We start from the raw sequence: 18,909 nt of genomic DNA, 5'->3' as shown, positions 1-18,909 counted from the left end.
TGGAGCTTTTCACGCTCTATGCTCAAGGCGACGATATCCGCGCCAGATTCATCGTGCATCTTTCGGATTTCACTACAGATCGTTCAGCAACGCCGAGCCGGGTGGACAAACCCTTTCTCGAGCAAAGCGTCGCGATGCCAGAGGACGTCAGTTATTTCTTCCCGCGTGGTGCGGACATTTTCGGCATCAATGTGCGCGGCTCTGTCTCGATCCGCAAACTCCTCGGGAGCCGCCGCGTGGTGCGCGCCATTCGCACGTTCAACCTGACGCACATGAACCGCGGGCGGAACGCCTATCAGGCGAGCCATTGCTACAGCGTGGCGGATTATATGCAGGCAGATTTAGGGGTTCTTTGACGCACGTCATCCTGGTGAACTCACCGTCGCCGGTGGCGGCCGCATCTCGCGAGGTCGAAAACGCAACTGAGGCACACTCGCGCTTGACCAGCTCGGCCGAATGCGGACCATCGACGATCGACCGCTTTGCGCCCTCATAGTTGCCGTTCAGCGCATTCGCTGCAGTGCCCGGAAACTGCCATTCGATCAGGTCGCGGCGGGCGAGATCGATCTAGGCTCCCCTGAAAAGATCTGATCACAAAGTGGTAGCAACAGGGCGCACACTGCCTCGCCGTCGCGCTGTTCGCCGCGCAAGGTGGTGAAGGTCGCGAAACTCGTGAGCGTGAACAGCAGGTCGACGATGTCGGCTTTCGCCTGTCCCTCGGCAATGCCCTGACGATCGACTAATAATCCCAATAAAGCACGCCGCCGCTCGTTACGCGCGGCCAGTGCCTTGCTCAATTCGGCATCCATCGCCGCTGCGGCGAAGATTCCGCCGAGCCCTTCATTCGACATCCAGAAATAGCAGAATGTTCTGACTACCCAGGCGAGCGCGGCACGCGGCTCGGGCATCGCCATCGCCTTGGCGATGCCGGTCAGATTGCCTTGCTCGGCAACCGCGTCGAACGCGGCTTCGAGCAACCCATTGCGCGAGCCGAATTGGTTGTAGACGGTCAGCCGCGTGACGCCGACCGCCCTAGCCACGGCATCGAGCGACAGTGCCTGTCCGCCGGACTGGCGGAGAATGTCCAGAGCTGCGGCAACCAGACGCGTACGCGTCTGCGCCGCCTTCGCCTCGCGTTTTTCGGTCGAATAGGGCCTTGACGGTTTGCCGGAAATAATCATTATACAACCTGTATATCTAATTTGAGTTAGGCCTGTCGATCCGGAGCCTCGCAATGCAAATCTTGCTGATTATCACCATCGCTGTCCATGTCCTGTCGTCAATCTTCTGGGCGGGGTCGACCTTCGTTCTCGCCAGAAACGGCGGGAAGGGGGGTGCCGCGTTGTTCCGTCCGCAGATCGGCGCGGCGAGCGTCTCGGTCCTGTCGGGGTCGCTACTCTGGTATCTGCTTCATCGAGGAAGCTTCCAACGCAGCGAAATGATCCTTGCGACGGGGGCCGCCGCCGCGATCCTGGCCTTGCTGGTCCAGGTCATAATGATCCGGGCGGCGATGCGATCCGAGGAGGCGTCGCCGCGTGCCGCCACCGGCTATCGCGTGTCCGCCGCGCTGCTGGTCGTCACGATCATCTGCATGGCCGTGGCACGGTACGTCTGAGGTAAATGGCAATGCTCGACATTCCCCTGTTTCCCGATCTCGCCGGCAAAACCGCGCTGATCACCGGCGGCTCCGGCGGGATCGGCGCCGAGACAGCGCGCTGGTTCGCTCACAACGGCGTTCAGGTGACGATCGTCGGACGCGACCGGTCGCGGATCGAGCACGTCCGCGCCTCACTCGCCGCCATTTCGGCGGGCCATGCGGCGATCGAGCTCGATTGTACCAGCGCGGATCAACTCGAGGCCGCGCGTACCACCCTGATCGAACGACAGGGTGGCCTCGACATCCTGATCGCCTTTGCCGGTGGCGGCACGAGCCGGCCCGCGCCAATCGAGCAGGTGACCGAGCGGGACTGGCGTTCCAGTCTGGACAATAACGTCACTGCGACCTTCCTCACGCTGCGAACCTTCGCGGCCGACCTCAAGAAAAGCGGCCGCGGCGCCGCAGTCACGATGGCCTCGACCGCCGGCCGCGCTCCCTCCTCGGCGCCACTCGGTTATGGTGTCGCGAAGGCGGGGATCGTCCTGCTCACCCAGCAACTCGCACAGGATCTGGGTCCCGATGGCGTGCGCGTGAACTGCATATCGCCGTCCGCGGTGCTGACCGATCGCACGGCGGAGCATATGCCACCCGCCGTGCGACAGGAGATCGCCGATGCCCATCCGCTGCGCCGACTGGGAACGCCGGCCGACATCGCCGCGGCGACCTTGTTCCTGGCGTCGGAAAGCGCCGGCTGGCTGACCGGCGCGACGCTCGACATCGCTGGCGGCCGGTTGATGCACTGATTGCCGATCCTTCTCTTGAAGAGGTATTACCACATGGATCTCGAGCTCAATCACGCCATCGTCCACTGCACCGACAAAGCGGCGGCAGCACGCTTCTTCGCCGACCTGATCGATGCGGCGCCTATGCGTGTCTCGGGGCCGTTCGCCGCCGTGCGGGTCAACGATCGGCTGACGCTCGACTTCTATGACGAGGGTGCCTTCGCCTTCGGTCATTTCGCTTTCCTGGTCAGCGACCGGGATTTCGATGCGATTCTGCGCCGCGCCACGGCGGGTGAGCTGCTGTTCGGATCGGGGCCGTTTGCGCGAGACCAGGCGATAAATCGCCTGAATGGCGGGCGCGGGGTTTATGTCTGGGACGACGATGGCAACAGCTACGAATTCTTCACGGCCGATCCGCTGGGATGACGGCAGTCACGCATGCCCGGTTGACGATCGTCGGCGCAGCGTAGCCATTTTACTGGCAGCGCCGCAGGTCCGCATCGAGCACCATCGGCGACGGCGGTTCTTGCTGGTATCCGCAAAAATCCAGTCACACGAGCGTTGATTGGCGCAGCGCTCGAGTTTGAACGCACCGGCGCGCCCGCGGGCGTCTCGACCAGATCAAGTGCAATCCGCTTCAACGGGAAAGATGCGTCGTCCGGCACGGCGCGGAGCACGAGCCGGCCGTCGCTTGTAGCGAAAGCCAACACGGCAACCGCGACCATGGTCTTCTTCAAGTTTGATCGTCCTGATCCGGGGCGCGCGCGAGCGCCCGGCGCCGCACGCGACTAGGTCACGCACTCATAAACTGCTGGCGGTAGCTGCAAGGTTCTGATTCAAGCTTCTTGAAGGGCGCTGCTGATGGGCCAGCCTCGCTACGAGTTGACGGATTTCGAGTGGTCGGTGATCGAGCCGCTGCTACCGAGCAAGCCGCGCGGGGTGCCTCGGGTTGACGACCGGCGTGTTGTGAACGGGATTTACCGGCGTCTTCGGACCGGCTCGCCGTGGGCGGACGTTGCCGATTGCTACGGCCCGTATACGACCCGCTACAACCGCTTCGTCAGATGGCGCAAGGCGGGCGTATGGGACCGGCTCTTCGATGCGGTATCAAGCTCGCCGATCGCGCCTACGACAGTGATGCCTTGCGCCTCGAGATGGCCGCGCGCGGCGCATGGGCCAACATCAAGCCGATGCCCGGCCGCAAACGCCGTCCGCCGTTCAGCGCCTTCCTCTATCGCTACCGCAACCTCGTCGAACGCTTCTTCAGCAAACTCAAGCACTTCCGTGCCGTCGCCACCCGCTTCGAAAAGCACAGCGAAAACTACCTTGCCGTCAAACTCGCTTCATCCAAAAGCTGGATGCGCTTTACGGGTCGGTGAGCTATAAAGGCCCCTCGGACGCTCGGAGAGGCGTTCAGGCAGGAGCCCGACCATGATCAAGATGAGCGTCTACTATCCGGCCGATGGCGGCTCGAAGTTCGATCACGACTACTACCGTACCCGCCACATGCCACTGATCCAGGAACGGCTCGGCGATGCCTGCCTGCGCTACGAGATCGATAAGGGCCTTGCGGGTCGCGAACCTGGAAGCGCGCCGGAGTTCGTCGCGGCGTGCCACATCTACTCGCCGACCCTGGCGACATTCCAGGAGGCGTTCGGTCCCCACCGCGCGGAGATCGTCGCGGACGTCGCCAACTATACGGACATCGCGCCCATCGTGCAGATCAGCGAAATCGTTGGAGGGTAGGGGGCTTCGGCGCGTCAGGCGTAGCCGTTGAACTTTCCGGGATCGGCGCAGTGCTGGCGCACCTGATCCATGGTGACGTAGCCGGTGCCGAACCGGTCGACGATCGACAGAAGCGGACGTCCACAAACAGCCGAGTCGCCCTCTCCTGGAAACGCGGATTATTTCACACTGCCGCGCACATCCCGGCGCCGTCCCGGTTGAATTACCTGGCTTCGGCCATGTGATCGGCAATGTACGCAGCGTCTTCACCAACGCCAAAGAGCAGGCCGGACTTGAACGTGTGCATCCAATGCAGCCCAAGGAAATACAAATTCGGGCAGTTGGTGACGCCGCGTTCCTGAATAGGTGCTCCGCCTTCGTCGAACACCGGAATGTCCAGCCAACCAAAATCGAAAGTGTATCCGGTGCACCAGACGACGGAACCGATGTTTGCAGTCTTCAAATCCAGGTTTGGAATGGGCAGAACTGGAACGGGCCGTCCCGGCGTGTCCTTCACCTCTTCAACGGGCAGGTCGAGTGATTTCGCACTCGCGCACTCATCCGCGGCGCGTTTGAAGTCGCAAAAAGCGCGATCTGCCTCCGTCAAAACATCTTCGGCATCATCATTAAAGTAGAGTTTGCCGCCCGTGACACTCTTGAGCCGGCCCAGGGCCACGCCACCCTCTCTAACGAAGCGACGCACGTCAACGTCATACCCACCGTTGACCCCTGTGATCACCGTAGTGGTCGGATATTTGCGTCCTGGGAAGCTATTGATCGGAGCATCAAAGCGGCCCATGGACATGAACCACCAGAAGCTGTCGTGATCGCGGTAGCGGCGTGGCACACGGCGATGGGCGCTGACGCTAAAATAGACAACGCGGCCATCGGCATTGAGTTCGTCAGCAATCTGACAACCGGACGCACCGCTACCGACCACGAGGACCGCCCCCGGCGCGAGCTGCTCGGGGTTTCGGTAATCGCTTGCGTGCACTTGATAGACATGCGGCGGTAGGTCCCGCGACGATGGCGGCAGCGACGGCCGTTGGAACGGGCCTGTCGCGACGACGACCCGCGATGCGCTGAACAGACCGTCATTCGTCTCAATGAGAAAGCGGTCGGAGTGGCGATCGCGACGCAGCAACGAGATTTCCGTGCCACAGCGAACCGGCGCATCTATGAACTTTGCGTAGTCCTCGACAAACTTGCCAACCTCGCGATGATGCGCGAATGCGTCCGGGCTATCACCAGCGTACTCGAAGCCTGGTAGCCTCAACGACCAGTTCGGGAATTGGAAGCGCAGCGAGTCCCATCGCTCGCCCAACCAACGTTCCGCGATGCGCTTGCGTTCCAGAACGACATGTTCTCGCTGGCGTTTGCGCAAATGGTAGCTCATGGCCATGCCGCTTTGGCCGCCGCCAATAATGACAGTGTCGTGTAGGTTCTGCACTCCTGCTTCTCCAGGCCGGCTAGAGCTGCAGGAGCCTAACAAAGCCGACCTGGAAGGACAACGCCGACGTTGACAGGTCGTGGCCAGCGCAATGGCACGGTAACGACGACATTGCGGCGCGGGCACGTTGTTGGGCAGCAACCGTTGCTTGAGCGCCTCGAGAAGCCCTCCGCTTGAGGGCGCGGCCGATCAGATCAGCCGGTTTTATCCACCCTGTCTAGATTAAGCGGGTGCGGCTACGCCATCCGTCGCAGCACATCGAGCAGCGTCTGGGCGTCATCATTGGCGCCGATCCGCATGAGGCTGTCATCGGCAAGCGTGATGATGGCCTCGAGCGCTTCGTGCTCGCTCCAGCCCGCTTCGACCGATGCCCCGACGAGATCGCGAAATGCGAACTGCAGGGCGTCCTGGCAGCGGATGTCCCGGTCGGGGTCATCGCTGGCGACAAAGGGCTTGTAGATCTCTCTCATCTCGCTCTCCGCGAATGTGCCGGCGAGGCAGAATAGTCGAGATGAGTTTAAGGAAGTGCTTAAGAATGCGCTACTGTTCAGAAGCTGCGTCGCCTCCGCGACGAGCCGGCACTGCCGCTTCGCGGATGGGGTCGCCGGATGCAACATGATAGTTTGGCGAAGGTTAAATCTCCGAAGGTTGGCCGTTCTCAATTCAATTGCGCAATGATAATACTATCGGAGCAAACGGAGGGGGATACTCTATGCCACGCATCTCGCAGTTATACTTCAAGACCGCAGTCATATTTCTGATCGTCGGCGTCGCCATGGGTCTGAACATGGCGATTTCGCAGGACCACAGCGTCATCGGCGCGCATGCGCACTGTAATCTCCTGGGGTGGGTGACCATGGCGATCTTTGGCGGTTACCATGCGCTCAATCCCCAGAAGGCCGAGAAGCGCCTCGCGATGATCCAGTACTACCTGTACACGGCTGGCATCGCCCTGATGGTGCCGTCGCTCTACCTCATGCTTCAGGGTAACCCGGCCATGGAGCCGCTTGTCGCTCTTGCGTCGATTATCACTTTCGTAGGCGTCTTGCTCTTCGCCTTCATCATCTTCTCCAACGGCAAGGTGGTGGTCACACCGTCGGCGCCGTCTTACCGCTGATGCCAACCAATGCGACGTTTGGCAGGGCGTGATCGCCTTGCCGGACGGTCTCCTTTAGCGCAAATTTACGTGCTGGGTGGGATGCAGGTACGTGCCAGGCCCGCGTCAGGTTGCGCGGACATCGCGCAGAGATTCAATGGATGATCTGTATGCGGATCTGTTCCTTCGCCGCATAGGTGTGGCAATCACTGGCCGCATCGCCGACGAAGATCACGTCGCCGTCGGAATCGAACAAGCCCCAGCAGGCCTCGTCGTCGACGTAGACCTTTCTGACATAGCCGAACGGTTCGGCATCGATGATGACGCTGGGTGCAACAGGAACAGCCGCAAGTGCTCGCATGGATAACTCCAATGAGTCGTTTCTGTTTTAGTGCGTTCTTATATTGCCATTTGAAGCTGACGTGGGGCTATCCTCAGAAATCGGGATGGGAAACTGAGGTTGACGTGCGGGCAAATTGAAGCGGACCGAATCACCTGTGGCGGTTTGTTTTCCTCCCGCCGATGCAACAGAAGCGCGTTGCCGTGAACATTCCAAATGCCTATCTAGGATCGGTTATCATCACCAAAGGATTTTCCCATGGCCGATCTCAAGGCCCGTCCCCGTCCCGTTGGCGCAACCGCCGTTCTCGGCCGTATCGGTTTTCCGCATGTCACCTCGGCCACCAAGGGTGAGCTCGACATCGTCACCGGCGCCTCGCAACCCGGCTTCAATCCGCTGGATCTCCTCTATGCATCGCTGTCGGCCTGTCTCGTACTGAGCGCGCGCATTGCTGCGAGCCAGATGGGCATTCTCGACCGGATCACCGAGATTACCGCCGACGTCACCGGCGAGAAGGCGAGTGAGGGGTCGTCCCGCGTCCAGCTATTCAAAATCGCCTTCTCGATCAAGGGCGACCTCGACGAGGAAACGCGCCTGAAGATCGCGCATGCGGCGGAGGAGATCTGTACGGTCAGCAACACCATCCGTGGCACGCCGGAATTTTCGACCATCATCTCCGGCTGATTGGTGGTGCTGCAAATTCGCATCGGCGGGCAATAAGATTGCGCTTTTGCCTGCGCTCGTCGTTCATTGGCTATCCGCCCGCCACAGCTTCTGATAGGTCCGATGCTCGCTGCCAGCGTTGAGGCGGTGAGAAAGCATCGAGGTTCATGTCGCAGGCCGCTTCCGCCATCGCCGAAACCCCTAGGTCCAACCGATTTGCGCTCGCCGCCCTGATCCTCGGCGGCGCGGCGATCGGCGGCTCGCCAATCTTCGTGCGGCTGTCGGACGTCGGGCCGATGGCCACGGCTTTCTGGCGGGTGGCCCTGGCCTTGATTCCGATCTTCATCTTCTCGCTTGCCAAGGGCAAGGATGCCGGGCCGAAGCCTGAAAAGCCGTCGGATTATGCGCTGCTGATCCTGCCTGGTGTCGTCCTCGCCATGGATCTTGCCGCCTGGCATCTCTCCATCACCATGACGTCGGTGGCCAATGCAACGCTGCTCGCCAATCTTGCACCCGTCTTCGTCACGATAATCGGACTTCTGTTTTTCGGCGCAGTGGTCACCCGCGTCTTCGTTCTCGGCCTCGTATTGGCGCTCGCCGGCGTGGTCATCCTGAAGGGCGGCCCCGCGGCGCTCGGCAATGGCGATCTGCGCGGCGATGGTGTGGCGGTGATCGCAGCCGTGTTCTATGCGGGTTACATCCTGGCGATTGGCAAGCTGCGCAGCCGCTTCGATACGGTCCGCATCATGCTCTGGAGCACCGCGTCGGCAGCTGTCTGCATCTTCCCGCTCGGATTCTTCTACGAAGGCCACATGCTGCCGCCGACGGCCTACGGTTGGGCGATCGTCTTCGGCCTCGCCTTCGTCAGTCATGCGGGTGGACAAGTGGCCATCGCCTATGCGCTTGCCTACCTGCCGGCAGCCTTCTCGTCACTGACGCTGCTGCTGCAGCCCGTCGTGGCGGCAATTCTCGCCTGGGTTCTGCTCAGCGAGCCGATCGGGCCAATGCAGGCGATCGGCGGCGTTGTAGTGCTCGCCGGGATTCTGGTTGCCCGGCGAGGCTGATTTCAATCAGGCGACCGCTGCCGGGGCGACCCGGCGTGCATCGAGAATGGCGAGTGCCTCGTCGACCGTCGAGGCAAGCTCTGCCTTGTCGCTGTTGCAGGTGCCCCACGCCTCGATGAAGCTGCTCGTCTTGCCGTAGCTGTTGTCGAGAACGCAATGATCGGCGCCCAGGAGCACGCACATGATATGACCGTGCATGCGGTCGGTGATGACCTGGCGCGCCGAGCTGAGCAGGGCGACGCCGCGGTCGAAGCGCTGCTGCGCCCGTTCGCGATAGGCAAGCTCGGTCATCCGTGCCCGACCGCCGATGCGGCCGGTCAGCAGGCCTTTCAAAATTGCCGCACGCTTTGTCTGCCGCTGGAAATCGACAGGCTCGTCGGGCCAGTCCGACTTTACCGTGCCCGGACGCAATGTTGCAGCGGTCAGGTCCTGCGCGGCGCCGACTTCCTGGTCTTCGCGCAGATTGAGCAGCAGCTCATGTTGCGCCGCCGGGCGAGCGACCGGCCCGATACAGAAAGCCATGTCGGGGCAAAGGCGCGTTTCGCATGGGAACCAGCGCCGGGCAAATTCCAGGCTTCGCTGGTCGCGGACGAGAAGCGTGAACTGGCCGTGGCGCTCGATCGCGCGGGCGGTGCTGTCGATGTTGGCCTGCTCCTTGAAGTGGATTGTCTGCGGCATCTGCACGATCGGGCGGCCCTTGTGCTTGTTGAGCAGACCTTCACGGAACTGGCGATAGCCCGCCCAGATGTCGCCGAAATTGCCGCCGCCGTGCAGGAAGATGCGACCGCTACCGATCGTGCCCAGCATGCGACCTTCATCATACGTCGGAATTTCTGTCACAAAGGACGGGCGCGTGCGCTTGCCGTCGAAATAGGCAAGTTCGCCGAGCCAGATTGCGCTGTCGCCGATGTTGTAGTGATTCGGAAAGTCGAGAAGCGCAAAACGCTCGGCGGGATCAAAGAGATCGGAAAGGCAATTGGCGATCACGCCCTGAAGGCGGTTGATGATCGTAATATTGGATTCCATTAAATGCTCCTTGTTTGCGGACAAGTGGTCCATGCAAGTGGCTATGCTTCGGCCTGTTTGCGGAATGGGTTGAGGGACATGGCGAGTGCGATGTAGGGGCGGATGACCGAGCGGCCGAAGATCGGCAGGAAGGCAAGGTAGATTGCTCCGCCAAGGCCGATGCTAAGGCCGAGCGTCAGCCAGCGGTTGTGAACGTGTGCCAGGATGACGGGATGCGCAAACCAGACGCAGACGGCCATGAGTGCAGCGCCGCAGAACGGCAGGGCGACGGCCTTCAGCGTGCTTTTGGCGTCGATGTGTGCATATCGTGCCAGGACATATTGCTGATAGGGCATTGTCAGCCAGGCACGCAGCGTATAGCCCGCCGCAACTGCAACGACGCCGTAGGGAACGAGCAGCCAGGTGAGGATCAGCGTCGTCACGAGCTGTAAGGCGGCGACGGAAAGGATCGATTCCGCCCGATTGACCGCAGAGAGCGCGGATGAGGCGAAGAAGTTCATGACGAAGGGAACCGCCATCAGCACCAGCACCGTCGCAATGTCTCCGGCATTGCCCCATTTGTTGCCGAAGAGCAGCGCGATCATGTCGTTGGACAAGGCGCCGAAGCCAAGCAGCAAAGGAATGGTGCCGAGCGCGGCTGCACCGACGATCTTGTTGTAGGCATTGCGGAAGGCGGTGGCGTCATTCTGCAAGCGCGACAGCGTGACGAGCGACACGCTGCCGATCGGCGCAAGCACCGCCTGGCCGATCAGCTCGATCAGCCGCCAGGCAATGCGATAACGGCCGACTTCGACCGGGCCGAACCAGCGCGAAATGAAGATGTCCTGTACGCGGGCGAGCAACATCCACATCAGCTGGGTGACGACGAGGCTGATGCTGAAGAGGAAGACGGAGCGGAACATCGTGACGTTGAAGCGAAACTTCGGCATCCAGGGGTAGTAGAACCACCCGAGCAGCACGGTCACGGCAGCGTTGACTGCGGTCTGCGCGACGAGCGCCCATACGCCCCAACCGAGAAAGGCGCAGACGACGGCTGTGATGCCGGACAGCAGGCTCGCGGCAATTGCCTGCCCGGCGAGGCTCTTGTGTCCAAATTCACGGGCGAGGCGAGCATTGTGGATGACCGCCAGCGAGGAAATCGGAAGCAGCGGCGCGAGCCAGCGAAGAATGCCGGAAACGGACGGATCGCGCACCAGATCGCCGTAATAGGGCGCAAAGAAGAACACCAGCGAGGCAACGATGCCGCTGAAGGCGATCGTCGCCCAGAAGGTCGTGTCGGCAAGCTCCTCGTCGAGATCGAGCTGGCGTGTAACAGCATCCCCGAGGCCAGCATAGGCAAGCACACGGCCGATTTCCACGAACAGGCTTGCAAGCGCAAAGGTGCCGAAATCGCCGGGGCCGAGAATGCGCGCAAGGATGACGAAGATCACAAAGGTTGCGATCGTGCTCCAGGCCACCCGGATGACCGACCACAGGACGGAGAGCGCGGTTTTCTTCTTAAGCTCGGCGTGGGCAATTGCCGTATCGGCCATGCATTATCCCATCGAATTTGGTTCGCAAAGGCTTGCGCGTTGGTTCAGTTGGCGGCGTTGCGGCTGCCTCAGGCGGGCTGCCTTGCCTTTGGAGCCCGCCAATAAGCGAGCATGCCGGTAAGGTTGTCACGAAGCTGGCTGCGGTAGCTCAGGCCGAGTTCCTCGTTGAGTTTTTGGCGCCCCATGGCTTCCATGATCGCCTGGCGGATTTCCCAGCGCAGCATGCCGCGCATGTTTGAGCGGCGATCGAAGAGATATTTGGCGTACAGGGCTCCGTTGCCGAAGGCGTAGCCGGTCTGGAGGCGCTTGATGTCCGCGAGCTCGCGACGCCCATGGAAGTGCTTGACGGCAAAATCAGGCAGATATTCGACACGCACACCGGCATTGAAGGCGCGGTGCACATAGTCGGTATCCTCTCCGGAGCGGAACGGCGATCCGGCCCCGAAGCGAGTATCGAAGAGGCCGATCTTCTCGACCAGCGCATAAGGAAACGCCATGTTGGCGCCATGAACGAAGCCGCCGGCATGCAGGTCGCTGGTCAGTACCGCAGGTTCCATCTCGGGCTTGATCGTCACCGGCAGGTCGCGTGTATCGCCAAGCTCGATCCGGCCGCCGCGCATGACCATCTCCGTATCCGAGCTGAAAAGCGCCGCAAGCGTGCTGAAATAGTCGGGGAAGATCTCGCAATCGTCGTCGGTAAAGGCGAGGATGCGTCCCCTGGCGGCGTTGAGCCCCGCATTGCGTGCGACGGCGAGACCCGGTTTGGCCTCGTAGATCAGGTTGGTCTTGATCGGAGCGGTCGACGCCCACTGGCGAACGACCTCGGACGTCTCGTCTGTGGACCCATTGTCCACGAAGACCAGTTCAAGTCTCAAATAGTCTGCCTGGCGGGCGGCATCAGAAACGGCATCCAGGCAGTTCGTCAGTCCATAGGCCCGATTTCTCGACGAGATGATCAGGCTGATGTCCACGGGCCGAGGAGGCATTCAATTTCCCCTTCTGCGATCGATGTCGAAGCGAGGATAGGGCTGGGATCCCGCTTCGGCAAGGCGCATTTTTGCGGTGCAGCAAAATAGAACAGCTGGAGCAGTTCGCAGACGAATGTGGTAATTTCTTGCCTTAAGTAGATATGAAGTTAATATAAATATAGTTTTTATGTTAAGTCGCAGCCTTGTGTGGAAAGAATAGTCAAAATTAATCTATAAAATTCTATATCACGAACCGCTAAATGTTGCTTTGGCTTCTCAATGGAGAACTTATGTAAAATTGTTAAGACATATAGTATAGATCTTATAATGTGGGTGGTGGGTTATTTCCATAATTGATGCGTTGTAATAGATGATACAGGCTCCTTCAGATCTACGGAGAAATAAACAGAAGCATCCTTCTGGGTGGCAATAATTGGTAGCTCCAGCGCCTCGGAGATCACTGTTCGGATACGAGATGAAATTGGATTTCGCCCCCTGAAGGGTCGTTTGGCCTTTGTTCACTGCCCGCTTCAGATAAATCAATAGACGGTTGTTCGCGGAAGACGTCGCACAGACCTGGTTGCTACATTGCGGCAACACGAAGACGTGGGTTTGCGGAAGGCCTTGAGCAGCCCGGGGGAAGCGTGCTTGAAAGGCAAGCGACCGCTGGTGCTCGCACCCGGGGACGATGCTTGCGTTGATGCTGCCTGGCGAATCGCGCGCCATGCCCGCCTCGCTTGAAGTCACCTCCAAGTCAGTTGATTTGGTGTGACAGCCATTTCTGGATGATCGAAACGTCGGCGTCGCCGAGATCGTGTCCGCCCGAGATGACGTCCGAATCGACGGTCGCTCCCGATTGCTTCAGACGCGTTTCGAGCTCGCTGGCATACTTGCCGTAAGCATCCGTCTTGCCGCTGATGACCAGAAGATCGGTGCCCTTGAGATCGGCGTGTGGAAACGTCTTCAGGACCGGCATGGAGCGCAACAGAACCGCTTTGTGCACGAGATTCGGATGCAGATAGAGGAGCGAGTTGAGCAGGTTCGCGCCGTTGGAATAGCCGACATAGACGATCCTCTTCGGATCCAGGCCGTACGACGACACGGCGCCTTCGATGAAGGCGGCGAAGGCTTCGGCTTCGCTCTTGATATCGTCCTGATCGAAGGAGAACGGCGTGATGCGCTTGTACCAGCGCGGAATACCTTCCTCGGTCGCGCGTCCGCGCACGCCCAGCAGCGTGGCACGCGGGGCAGCCTCGTGCAGCAGGGGCATCAGCGTCGTCTCGTTCCCGCCCGAGCCGTGCAACAGCACGAAGACGCTGCCGTCAGGGTCCGGCGGCGTGTAGAAGCGGTGCACAAAGGGCAGGTCGCGATAGTTGACGCGGGGCTCGCCGGGCATCGAAAACTGCGGCAGCAAGACCTTTAGGTCCTTGAGGTCGGTGATCGGATCCTTGGGAACGAAGAGCTTGGTGCCGAGCGTTGGCTGCGGCTCGTCCACCGTCATGCCGGGCTTGTCTGTCGCCAGTTCGATCAGCGTGCCACCCGGCTCGCGGGCATAGAGCGATTCGAAGTATTTGCGATCGTGCAGGTTCGTCGCCGCAGCGCCGTCCTCCTTCAGTGCATCGTGGACCTTGTGAAGTTGCTTTTCGTCGGCGGCGCGGAACGCGACGTGATCGGCCGTCCCGGTGCCCGGCGCGCCAGACCAGAAGCCCTGGGCATTCCTGATGTCGACAATATCCCCCGATTGCGAGACAAGCCGGTCGACGTTGCCGTGGTTGGCCTGGAAACGGTAGCCGAAATGGCGCTCCACGAAGTCACGGCTTTCGGCCGGTTTCTCCGTCAGCATGGTGACGCCGCGCACCCGTTGAACGGCGTGCTCGACCGGCACGCCCGCGCCATCCCAGGCGGCCGGTGATTTCAGATCGCGGGCGCCGGCGAGCTTGATGATGATGTTATCGGGGTCTTTCAGGCGCAGAACGGGTTCGCCAAACTCATCGGCCGGACCGTCCGAGCGAAGCCCGAAACTCATGCAGCGGGTGAGCCAATAGCCGATGCTGGCAGGATCGATCGCCAGTGACAGCTCACCGATCTGGCCGTGGCCGACGCGGCCGGGTGAACCGTCCTCCCATACCAGGAACGTCACGAGCGATCCCGGGCTGCCTATGGTGTCCCCATAGAAGAGATGAAGCTGTGTAGCATCTTCAAAACCGGCGGTCTGCTTGACCAGCCGCATGCCAAGAAACCCCGCGTAGAAGTCCACGTTTGCCTGCACCTTTCGGGTAAGGAGGGTGACGTGATGGATGCCAGATACCATTGAGCACAGTCCGGATGGGTTGGAAGGCGTCGTGAGCGCCAGAATCAGTGCGAGTATAAACGTCATGCCGTCATAATTGGAGTTTGCCTCGAATGTTCCGCATAAAGAACTAGGCCATCTCCGCGCGGCTGCAAATCCAAATGGTCGAGACCGTCCAGGACCTCCCGGAATTGCTGGAGGGTTGGCGGCTTGATCATGTAGGCGCTTGCGCCGAGGTTCTTGGCGCGCTGGATGTCATCTTCGTCGCTGGAGGTGCTCAGGATGCAAACCGGGATGCTCTTCAGCTGCGTGTCTGCCGAAAGCGCGTCGAGAACCTCGAAACCGTCCATGATCGGCATGTTGATGTCGAGCAGCATCAGGTCGATCCCGGGCGCGCCATCGGCGGTCGCGCGCTCCTGCAGAAGCCGCATTGCGTCGCGGCCGTTGGCGGCGACGTGAAGGTTGAAGCTGACCTTGGCGCGTTGCATCAGCTTAATCTTCAGGAGTTGGACGTCCGCCGGACTATCCTCGACAAGCAGAACCTCGGCCAGCCTGGCCGATCCTTCCGGCGGGGGCGATACCGTTTTGGCGCCCTGCCCATCCGGCACAGTTGTCGAAGCAGTGGCAGCAGGGCGGGCAAGCGGCAGCTCGACGATGAAGGTGGATCCGACAGGCTCCTTGGCTTCGCACCAGATCGCGCCGCCGTGCAGTTGCACAATGCGCCGACAGATGGCAAGTCCAAGGCCGGTGCCGTCGACGCCGCGGCCCACCAGCCGTTTGAACGGCTGGAAGATGACCTCCCGGTGTTCGGGGTCGACACCGGGACCGTTGTCCTGCAGGGCAAGGCGGCATATGGCGCCATCGCTTTCGGCGGAGACACGGACTTCGGGACGGTCGGCGCAATAACGGATTGCATTCGAAACGAGGTTTTGCAGCAATTGCACCAGTAAGGTGGCATCGCCCATCACGTCTGGCAGATCGCCATAGGAGATCGACGCCCTCGAACTGGCGATCTGTTCGCGAAGATTGCTCTCCACCCGTTCGATCGCTGTCGAAAGCGCGACGGGCTTCAATTCGAGCTCGCCCGAAACCTCCAGTTTGGTGAAGCCGGAAACCTTGACGATGAGGTCTTCCATGTGGTCGGCGGCGCCGAGGACATAGTGCAGCAGTTCGCGGTCCTCGTCGGATAGCGTCGGGGAAACCTGGAGGATCTTGCTGAATGATTTGATCGTGCGCAGCGGTTCTTTGAGATCGTGGGCCATGGCGCGCGTGAAGATTTCGAGCGACTGGCGCTTCTGCTCCAGCTTGGCTTCGAGGTTGCCGTGCATGATGGCGTTCTGAATGCACCAGTGGAGCGCTTGCGGGGAGAGCGCGTCCTTCGTCAAATAGTCGCGGGCGCCGGCCTTCATCACCTCGACGGCGACAGTCTCGCTCCCCTGGCCGGTCAGCATGACGACATTGGCGGTCGGATCCTGCTTCAGGATTTCCTCCAGCACACCGATGCCGTTGCGGCCGGGCAGGGAATAGTCCAGCAGGATGCAGTCCGGACGTTGCTGTTCGCTCAGTGCAAGGCCTTCGTCGCCATTCTCGGCCTCGCGGACGCTGTAGCCAGCTTCGGCCACGCGCGCGAGCATGCGCCGATAGAATTCGCGGTCGTCGACATTGTCGTCGACGATGAGTATGGCGCAGTCGTCAGCCACGGCTGTCCCCATCCACGGGCAGGATTGCGATCTCGAACCAGTATTCCTTCAGCCGCTGTATGGCGGCGAACAGGCCGTCGAGGTCCACCGGCTTCTGCACATAGGTATTGGCGCCGAGCGCGTAGCATCCTTCGATGTCCCGCTCCATCGGATGTCGTCAGGATCACGACCGGAATCTTACGCCAGTCCGGATTGGATTTGATCGCCTCCAGCGTCTTGCGACCGTCGAGGCCGGGCATGTTGAGGTCCAGCAGGATCAGGCCCGGCCGCGGCGTCATGACCGCCAAAGCTTCCAGTGCCTCGTGGCCGGACGCCGCCCAGCGGACGGGATTCTTCAATTTAGCGCGCTGAAAGGCCCGAAGCGTCGCCTCGAAATCGTCCTCGCTGTCTTCGACAATGAGGATCGGCTGTGTCTCACGCTGTGACATGCTGGTCCTCTCGGTTGTGGCCCAGTGTGAAATAGAAGGTCGTTCCCTGGCCGAGCTCGGATTCGAGCCAGATATCGCCCTTGTGTCGCGCAATGATCTTGCGCACGAATGTCAGGCCTGCGCCCGTTCCGTCATCGGAATCCTTAGGCTTTTCCAGCCGTTTGAAAATACGAAAAATGTCCTCGTGGAACTCCGCCGGAATGCCTTTGCCATTGTCTCTGACGAAAAAGACGTCGCGCGCCGAGGTTCCGTCGTTGCCGGTGAAGTGCTCGATATGCCCGATCGACACGCGCGGCTCGGGCTTGTCATTGTATTTGACAGCATTGGTGATCAGATTGCGGTAGACCTCGGTCAGCCGCAGCGCATCGCAGACGATTTCGGGAAGGCGACCCTCGACCTCAACCTTCGCATGCCGCTCTTCGAGATAGAGCTCCATCGTCGAAACGACGTCCCTGACGATCGCATTGACATCGCTGCGCTTGACCGCCAGCTGCTGTCGGCCGATGCGCGAGAAATAGAGCAGGTCGTTGACGAGCTTTTCCATCCGCTGGCTGAGCAGAACGAGGCGGTTGAGGCGCCGCACGCCGTCCTCGTCGAGCTGCTTTTCATAGTCTTCCAACAGAAATCGCGAGTGGTTGTGCAGGCCGCGCAGCGGTTCCTTCAGATCGTGCGAGGCAATGTAGGCGAATTCATCGAGGTCGGCGTTGCTGCGCTCGAGATCCACCGTATAGGCCTGTAGTCGACGGAACATCGTTTTGAGCTGCTCTTCGTGTGCGACCCGATCGGTGATGTCACGAAGGATGCCGACGAAGGTGATGGTGGTGTCGGTGGCGAGCCTGCTGACGGAGAGATCGAGAGGAAATACCTCGCCGTTCTTGCGCCTGCCGGAAACCGACCGCGTCGTCCCGAGGATATGCTTTTCGCCGGTCCGGGCGTACCGATCGAGATAGTCGTCATGCTGGGAGTGATAGGGCTCCGGCATCAGCAGTCGCACGTTCTGGCCGATTGCTTCCTTTGCGGCATAGCCAAACATTGCCTCCGCTGCCGGATTGAACAGCGAGATCACTCCTTGCGCGTTTGTGGCGATGACAGCGTTGGGCGTGTTTCGAGTGACGCTGTCGAAGCGAATGCGCTCCGCGTTCAGGCTGCTGCTCTTGCGGAGGAAATAGAAGACCAGCAGGGCGACCAACCAGAGCGTCGCTATTGTGATCGCCCGGTTGGTGGCCTCGTACCAGTAGCCGACACCCTCCCGATCGACCGCAAAGAATCCCAGAGACACGAGGACGGAGCAGGCGAACGCGAAGGAGAAGGGCGCATTCTTGTTGCCGAACCACAGTGAGGCCAGCACGAGAGGCACGTAGAGAATGCCGTTTGCCACGCCAAGCGGTGTGTAGAGATCGACGAAAAGGCCGGTAAGGCAAATGACAGCCGGCAGCCAGATTGGCATGCGGCCGCCGCTCTCCGGCTTCACCCACCAGGAGCGCGCGAGCATCGCGGAGCCGAGCAGCACCAGTCCGGCCGCCGTATGGACGGCCATGCCGATACTGGCGCCCCATTGATAGCCGTGTTCGGACCGCGTCGCATAGCCGGCAAGCGCTGCCATGCCGAGGCCGATGACGACATAGCCGACGAGCTCCTGCACGAGCTGCGCTCGTTCCTCGCGGCCGGACAGCGCGAAGGCGAGCGAGAGATTGGCAACGAAGAAGACGACCGCTGTATTGGGCGCCATGCCGCGGTCAATCCTTGCAGTGAAGGCCGGCTCGACAATCAACCCGGCGAGAAAGTGCTCGATGATCTGTGTCTGATCTCCAACGAAGACGATCTCGATCAGCCGCTGCCCGCTCATTGCTACTGCCAGGCTGAAGAGCAGGAATGCCAGCATGTGGCTGCGCTGACCCGATTGAACGGAGCAGATGAGGCCGAGCCCGGAGAGCGCAAAGCAGAGGGCCGTATTCAAGGCCATTCCCGAAAAGCCGGGCAGCACGGAGAGAATGGGTTGGATCTGTCTGATCCATGCGACGATCACGATCACCCCGAGCGCAACGAGGAGGGCACCGATCGCCACGACGACGAACCGGTACTGCCGTTGCCGGCGAAGGATATCGGCACTCGCAGCCTGGATCGGCTCTGGCACGCGGTCTCTCCCGTTTTTGTGCGCTCATCTAGTTCTGGAAATTTGAAAACTTCAATACGGTTCGTTGAGATCGGGAGAGCTTTCCCCGTGCGCCTGCAAGGATGCGTATTTGGA

General features: G+C 60.8%; 17 protein-coding genes and 4 pseudogenes. 9 read left to right on the top strand and 12 right to left on the bottom strand.

Features of this window, described 5'->3' with window-relative positions:
* Positions 1–356, top strand: a pseudogene (locus BSG20_RS01865) (hypothetical protein); the annotation flags it as partial.
* Positions 357–542: 186 nt separating this feature from the next.
* Here BSG20_RS01865 and BSG20_RS01860 read toward each other — a convergent pair.
* Entirely contained in the window at positions 543–1,181 is a 639-nt protein-coding gene (locus BSG20_RS01860; RefSeq protein ID WP_072371107.1) for a TetR/AcrR family transcriptional regulator, read from the bottom strand.
* 53 nt (positions 1,182–1,234) lie between these two features.
* Between BSG20_RS01860 and BSG20_RS01855 the strand changes: the two genes are divergently transcribed.
* The 3 genes from BSG20_RS01855 to BSG20_RS01845 are packed head-to-tail and all read left to right on the top strand — an operon-like array spanning position 1,235 to position 2,805.
* Positions 1,235–1,615 (top strand): hypothetical protein, encoded by a 381-nt coding sequence (locus tag BSG20_RS01855; RefSeq protein WP_072371104.1) that lies wholly within the window; start codon positions 1,235–1,237, stop codon positions 1,613–1,615.
* Between the two features lie 11 nt (positions 1,616–1,626).
* The gene (locus BSG20_RS01850) at positions 1,627–2,400 is read left to right on the top strand and encodes an SDR family NAD(P)-dependent oxidoreductase (protein ID WP_083539858.1); all 774 of its coding nucleotides are present in this window, start codon (positions 1,627–1,629) and stop codon (positions 2,398–2,400) included.
* Positions 2,401–2,433: 33 nt separating this feature from the next.
* A complete protein-coding gene (locus tag BSG20_RS01845; protein ID WP_072371100.1) occupies positions 2,434–2,805 on the top strand; it encodes a VOC family protein in 372 nt (123 codons plus the stop codon).
* A 6-nt stretch (positions 2,806–2,811) separates the two neighbouring features.
* Here BSG20_RS01845 and BSG20_RS38765 read toward each other — a convergent pair.
* A pseudogene (locus tag BSG20_RS38765) lies at positions 2,812–2,949 on the bottom strand (CGNR zinc finger domain-containing protein); the annotation flags it as partial.
* A gap of 291 nt (positions 2,950–3,240) precedes the next feature.
* Here BSG20_RS38765 and BSG20_RS01830 point away from each other — a divergent pair.
* Both BSG20_RS01830 and BSG20_RS01825 read left to right on the top strand, forming a co-directional pair.
* Positions 3,241–3,758: pseudogene (locus BSG20_RS01830) on the top strand (transposase).
* Positions 3,759–3,810: 52 nt separating this feature from the next.
* Complete coding sequence (locus BSG20_RS01825; RefSeq protein WP_072371094.1) at positions 3,811–4,125, top strand: EthD family reductase; 315 nt, start codon at positions 3,811–3,813, stop codon at positions 4,123–4,125.
* A gap of 202 nt (positions 4,126–4,327) precedes the next feature.
* On the opposite strand, the gene BSG20_RS01820 is transcribed toward BSG20_RS01825, so the two are convergent.
* On the bottom strand, positions 4,328–5,695 hold the full coding sequence (locus BSG20_RS01820) for an NAD(P)-binding domain-containing protein (protein ID WP_143147454.1): 1,368 nt from the start codon (positions 5,693–5,695) through the stop codon (positions 4,328–4,330).
* Between the two features lie 95 nt (positions 5,696–5,790).
* Complete coding sequence (locus BSG20_RS01815; protein ID WP_072371091.1) at positions 5,791–6,024, bottom strand: hypothetical protein; 234 nt, start codon at positions 6,022–6,024, stop codon at positions 5,791–5,793.
* Between the two features lie 242 nt (positions 6,025–6,266).
* On the opposite strand from BSG20_RS01815, the gene BSG20_RS01810 reads away from it, so the two are divergent.
* Entirely contained in the window at positions 6,267–6,671 is a 405-nt protein-coding gene (locus BSG20_RS01810) for a hypothetical protein (RefSeq protein ID WP_072371089.1), read from the top strand.
* A 133-nt stretch (positions 6,672–6,804) separates the two neighbouring features.
* Here BSG20_RS01810 and BSG20_RS01805 read toward each other — a convergent pair whose 3' ends face one another.
* Positions 6,805–7,011: a hypothetical protein gene (locus tag BSG20_RS01805; RefSeq protein WP_037114370.1), complete on the bottom strand. Its 207-nt coding sequence runs from the start codon at positions 7,009–7,011 to the stop codon at positions 6,805–6,807.
* A 237-nt stretch (positions 7,012–7,248) separates the two neighbouring features.
* On the opposite strand from BSG20_RS01805, the gene BSG20_RS01800 reads away from it, so the two are divergent.
* On the top strand, positions 7,249–7,674 hold the full coding sequence (locus tag BSG20_RS01800; RefSeq protein WP_072371086.1) for an OsmC family protein: 426 nt from the start codon (positions 7,249–7,251) through the stop codon (positions 7,672–7,674).
* A 146-nt stretch (positions 7,675–7,820) separates the two neighbouring features.
* On the top strand, positions 7,821–8,717 hold the full coding sequence (locus BSG20_RS01795) for a DMT family transporter (RefSeq protein WP_072371083.1): 897 nt from the start codon (positions 7,821–7,823) through the stop codon (positions 8,715–8,717).
* A gap of 6 nt (positions 8,718–8,723) precedes the next feature.
* On the opposite strand, the gene BSG20_RS01790 is transcribed toward BSG20_RS01795, so the two are convergent.
* The 7 genes and pseudogenes from BSG20_RS01790 to BSG20_RS01760 all read right to left on the bottom strand — a co-directional run bounded on the left by BSG20_RS01790 (position 8,724) and on the right by BSG20_RS01760 (position 18,795).
* Positions 8,724–9,743, bottom strand: coding sequence for a polysaccharide pyruvyl transferase family protein (locus tag BSG20_RS01790; protein WP_072371080.1), 1,020 nt, complete (start codon positions 9,741–9,743; stop codon positions 8,724–8,726).
* 41 nt (positions 9,744–9,784) lie between these two features.
* A complete protein-coding gene (locus BSG20_RS01785) occupies positions 9,785–11,275 on the bottom strand; it encodes a lipopolysaccharide biosynthesis protein (RefSeq protein WP_072371077.1) in 1,491 nt (496 codons plus the stop codon).
* Between the two features lie 68 nt (positions 11,276–11,343).
* Positions 11,344–12,261 carry a glycosyltransferase family 2 protein gene (locus BSG20_RS01780; protein ID WP_072371074.1) on the bottom strand — a complete coding sequence of 306 codons (918 nt, stop codon included), beginning with the start codon at positions 12,259–12,261 and terminating at the stop codon, positions 11,344–11,346.
* Between the two features lie 736 nt (positions 12,262–12,997).
* On the bottom strand, positions 12,998–14,620 hold the full coding sequence (locus BSG20_RS01775) for a VOC family protein (protein WP_072371070.1): 1,623 nt from the start codon (positions 14,618–14,620) through the stop codon (positions 12,998–13,000).
* A complete protein-coding gene (locus tag BSG20_RS01770) occupies positions 14,617–16,233 on the bottom strand; it encodes a response regulator (protein ID WP_072371131.1) in 1,617 nt (538 codons plus the stop codon). The genes BSG20_RS01775 and BSG20_RS01770 overlap by 4 nt, the downstream gene beginning before the upstream one ends.
* A pseudogene (locus BSG20_RS01765) lies at positions 16,226–16,661 on the bottom strand (response regulator). Before BSG20_RS01765 ends, BSG20_RS01770 begins: the two are co-directional and overlap by 8 nt.
* Complete coding sequence (locus BSG20_RS01760) at positions 16,648–18,795, bottom strand: sensor histidine kinase (protein WP_083539853.1); 2,148 nt, start codon at positions 18,793–18,795, stop codon at positions 16,648–16,650. The pseudogene BSG20_RS01765 and the gene BSG20_RS01760 overlap by 14 nt, the downstream one beginning before the upstream one ends.
* Between the last annotated feature and the right edge of the window lie 114 nt (positions 18,796–18,909).

Origin of the sequence: Rhizobium tibeticum, assembly GCF_900110205.1 — a bacterium.
In the GTDB taxonomy this organism is placed as follows: domain Bacteria; phylum Pseudomonadota; class Alphaproteobacteria; order Rhizobiales; family Rhizobiaceae; genus Rhizobium; species Rhizobium tibeticum.
Note: the sequence above shows the minus strand (reverse complement) of the source record. Positions and strands in the feature narration are given on the sequence as shown.

What these genes read in the sequence shown, in the direction of transcription:
- BSG20_RS01860 (WP_072371107.1), bottom strand. Translation starts at nt 1,181, where the DNA reads ATGATTATTTCCGGCAAACCGTCAAGGCCCTATTCGACCGAAAAACGC.
- BSG20_RS01855 (WP_072371104.1), top strand. Translation starts at nt 1,235, where the DNA reads ATGCAAATCTTGCTGATTATCACCATCGCTGTCCATGTCCTGTCGTCA.
- BSG20_RS01850 (WP_083539858.1), top strand. Translation starts at nt 1,627, where the DNA reads ATGCTCGACATTCCCCTGTTTCCCGATCTCGCCGGCAAAACCGCGCTG.
- BSG20_RS01845 (WP_072371100.1), top strand. Translation starts at nt 2,434, where the DNA reads ATGGATCTCGAGCTCAATCACGCCATCGTCCACTGCACCGACAAAGCG.
- BSG20_RS01825 (WP_072371094.1), top strand. Translation starts at nt 3,811, where the DNA reads ATGATCAAGATGAGCGTCTACTATCCGGCCGATGGCGGCTCGAAGTTC.
- BSG20_RS01815 (WP_072371091.1), bottom strand. Translation starts at nt 6,024, where the DNA reads ATGAGAGAGATCTACAAGCCCTTTGTCGCCAGCGATGACCCCGACCGG.
- BSG20_RS01810 (WP_072371089.1), top strand. Translation starts at nt 6,267, where the DNA reads ATGCCACGCATCTCGCAGTTATACTTCAAGACCGCAGTCATATTTCTG.
- BSG20_RS01805 (WP_037114370.1), bottom strand. Translation starts at nt 7,011, where the DNA reads ATGCGAGCACTTGCGGCTGTTCCTGTTGCACCCAGCGTCATCATCGAT.
- BSG20_RS01800 (WP_072371086.1), top strand. Translation starts at nt 7,249, where the DNA reads ATGGCCGATCTCAAGGCCCGTCCCCGTCCCGTTGGCGCAACCGCCGTT.
- BSG20_RS01795 (WP_072371083.1), top strand. Translation starts at nt 7,821, where the DNA reads ATGTCGCAGGCCGCTTCCGCCATCGCCGAAACCCCTAGGTCCAACCGA.
- BSG20_RS01790 (WP_072371080.1), bottom strand. Translation starts at nt 9,743, where the DNA reads ATGGAATCCAATATTACGATCATCAACCGCCTTCAGGGCGTGATCGCC.
- BSG20_RS01785 (WP_072371077.1), bottom strand. Translation starts at nt 11,275, where the DNA reads ATGGCCGATACGGCAATTGCCCACGCCGAGCTTAAGAAGAAAACCGCG.
- BSG20_RS01780 (WP_072371074.1), bottom strand. Translation starts at nt 12,261, where the DNA reads ATGCCTCCTCGGCCCGTGGACATCAGCCTGATCATCTCGTCGAGAAAT.
- BSG20_RS01775 (WP_072371070.1), bottom strand. Translation starts at nt 14,620, where the DNA reads ATGACGTTTATACTCGCACTGATTCTGGCGCTCACGACGCCTTCCAAC.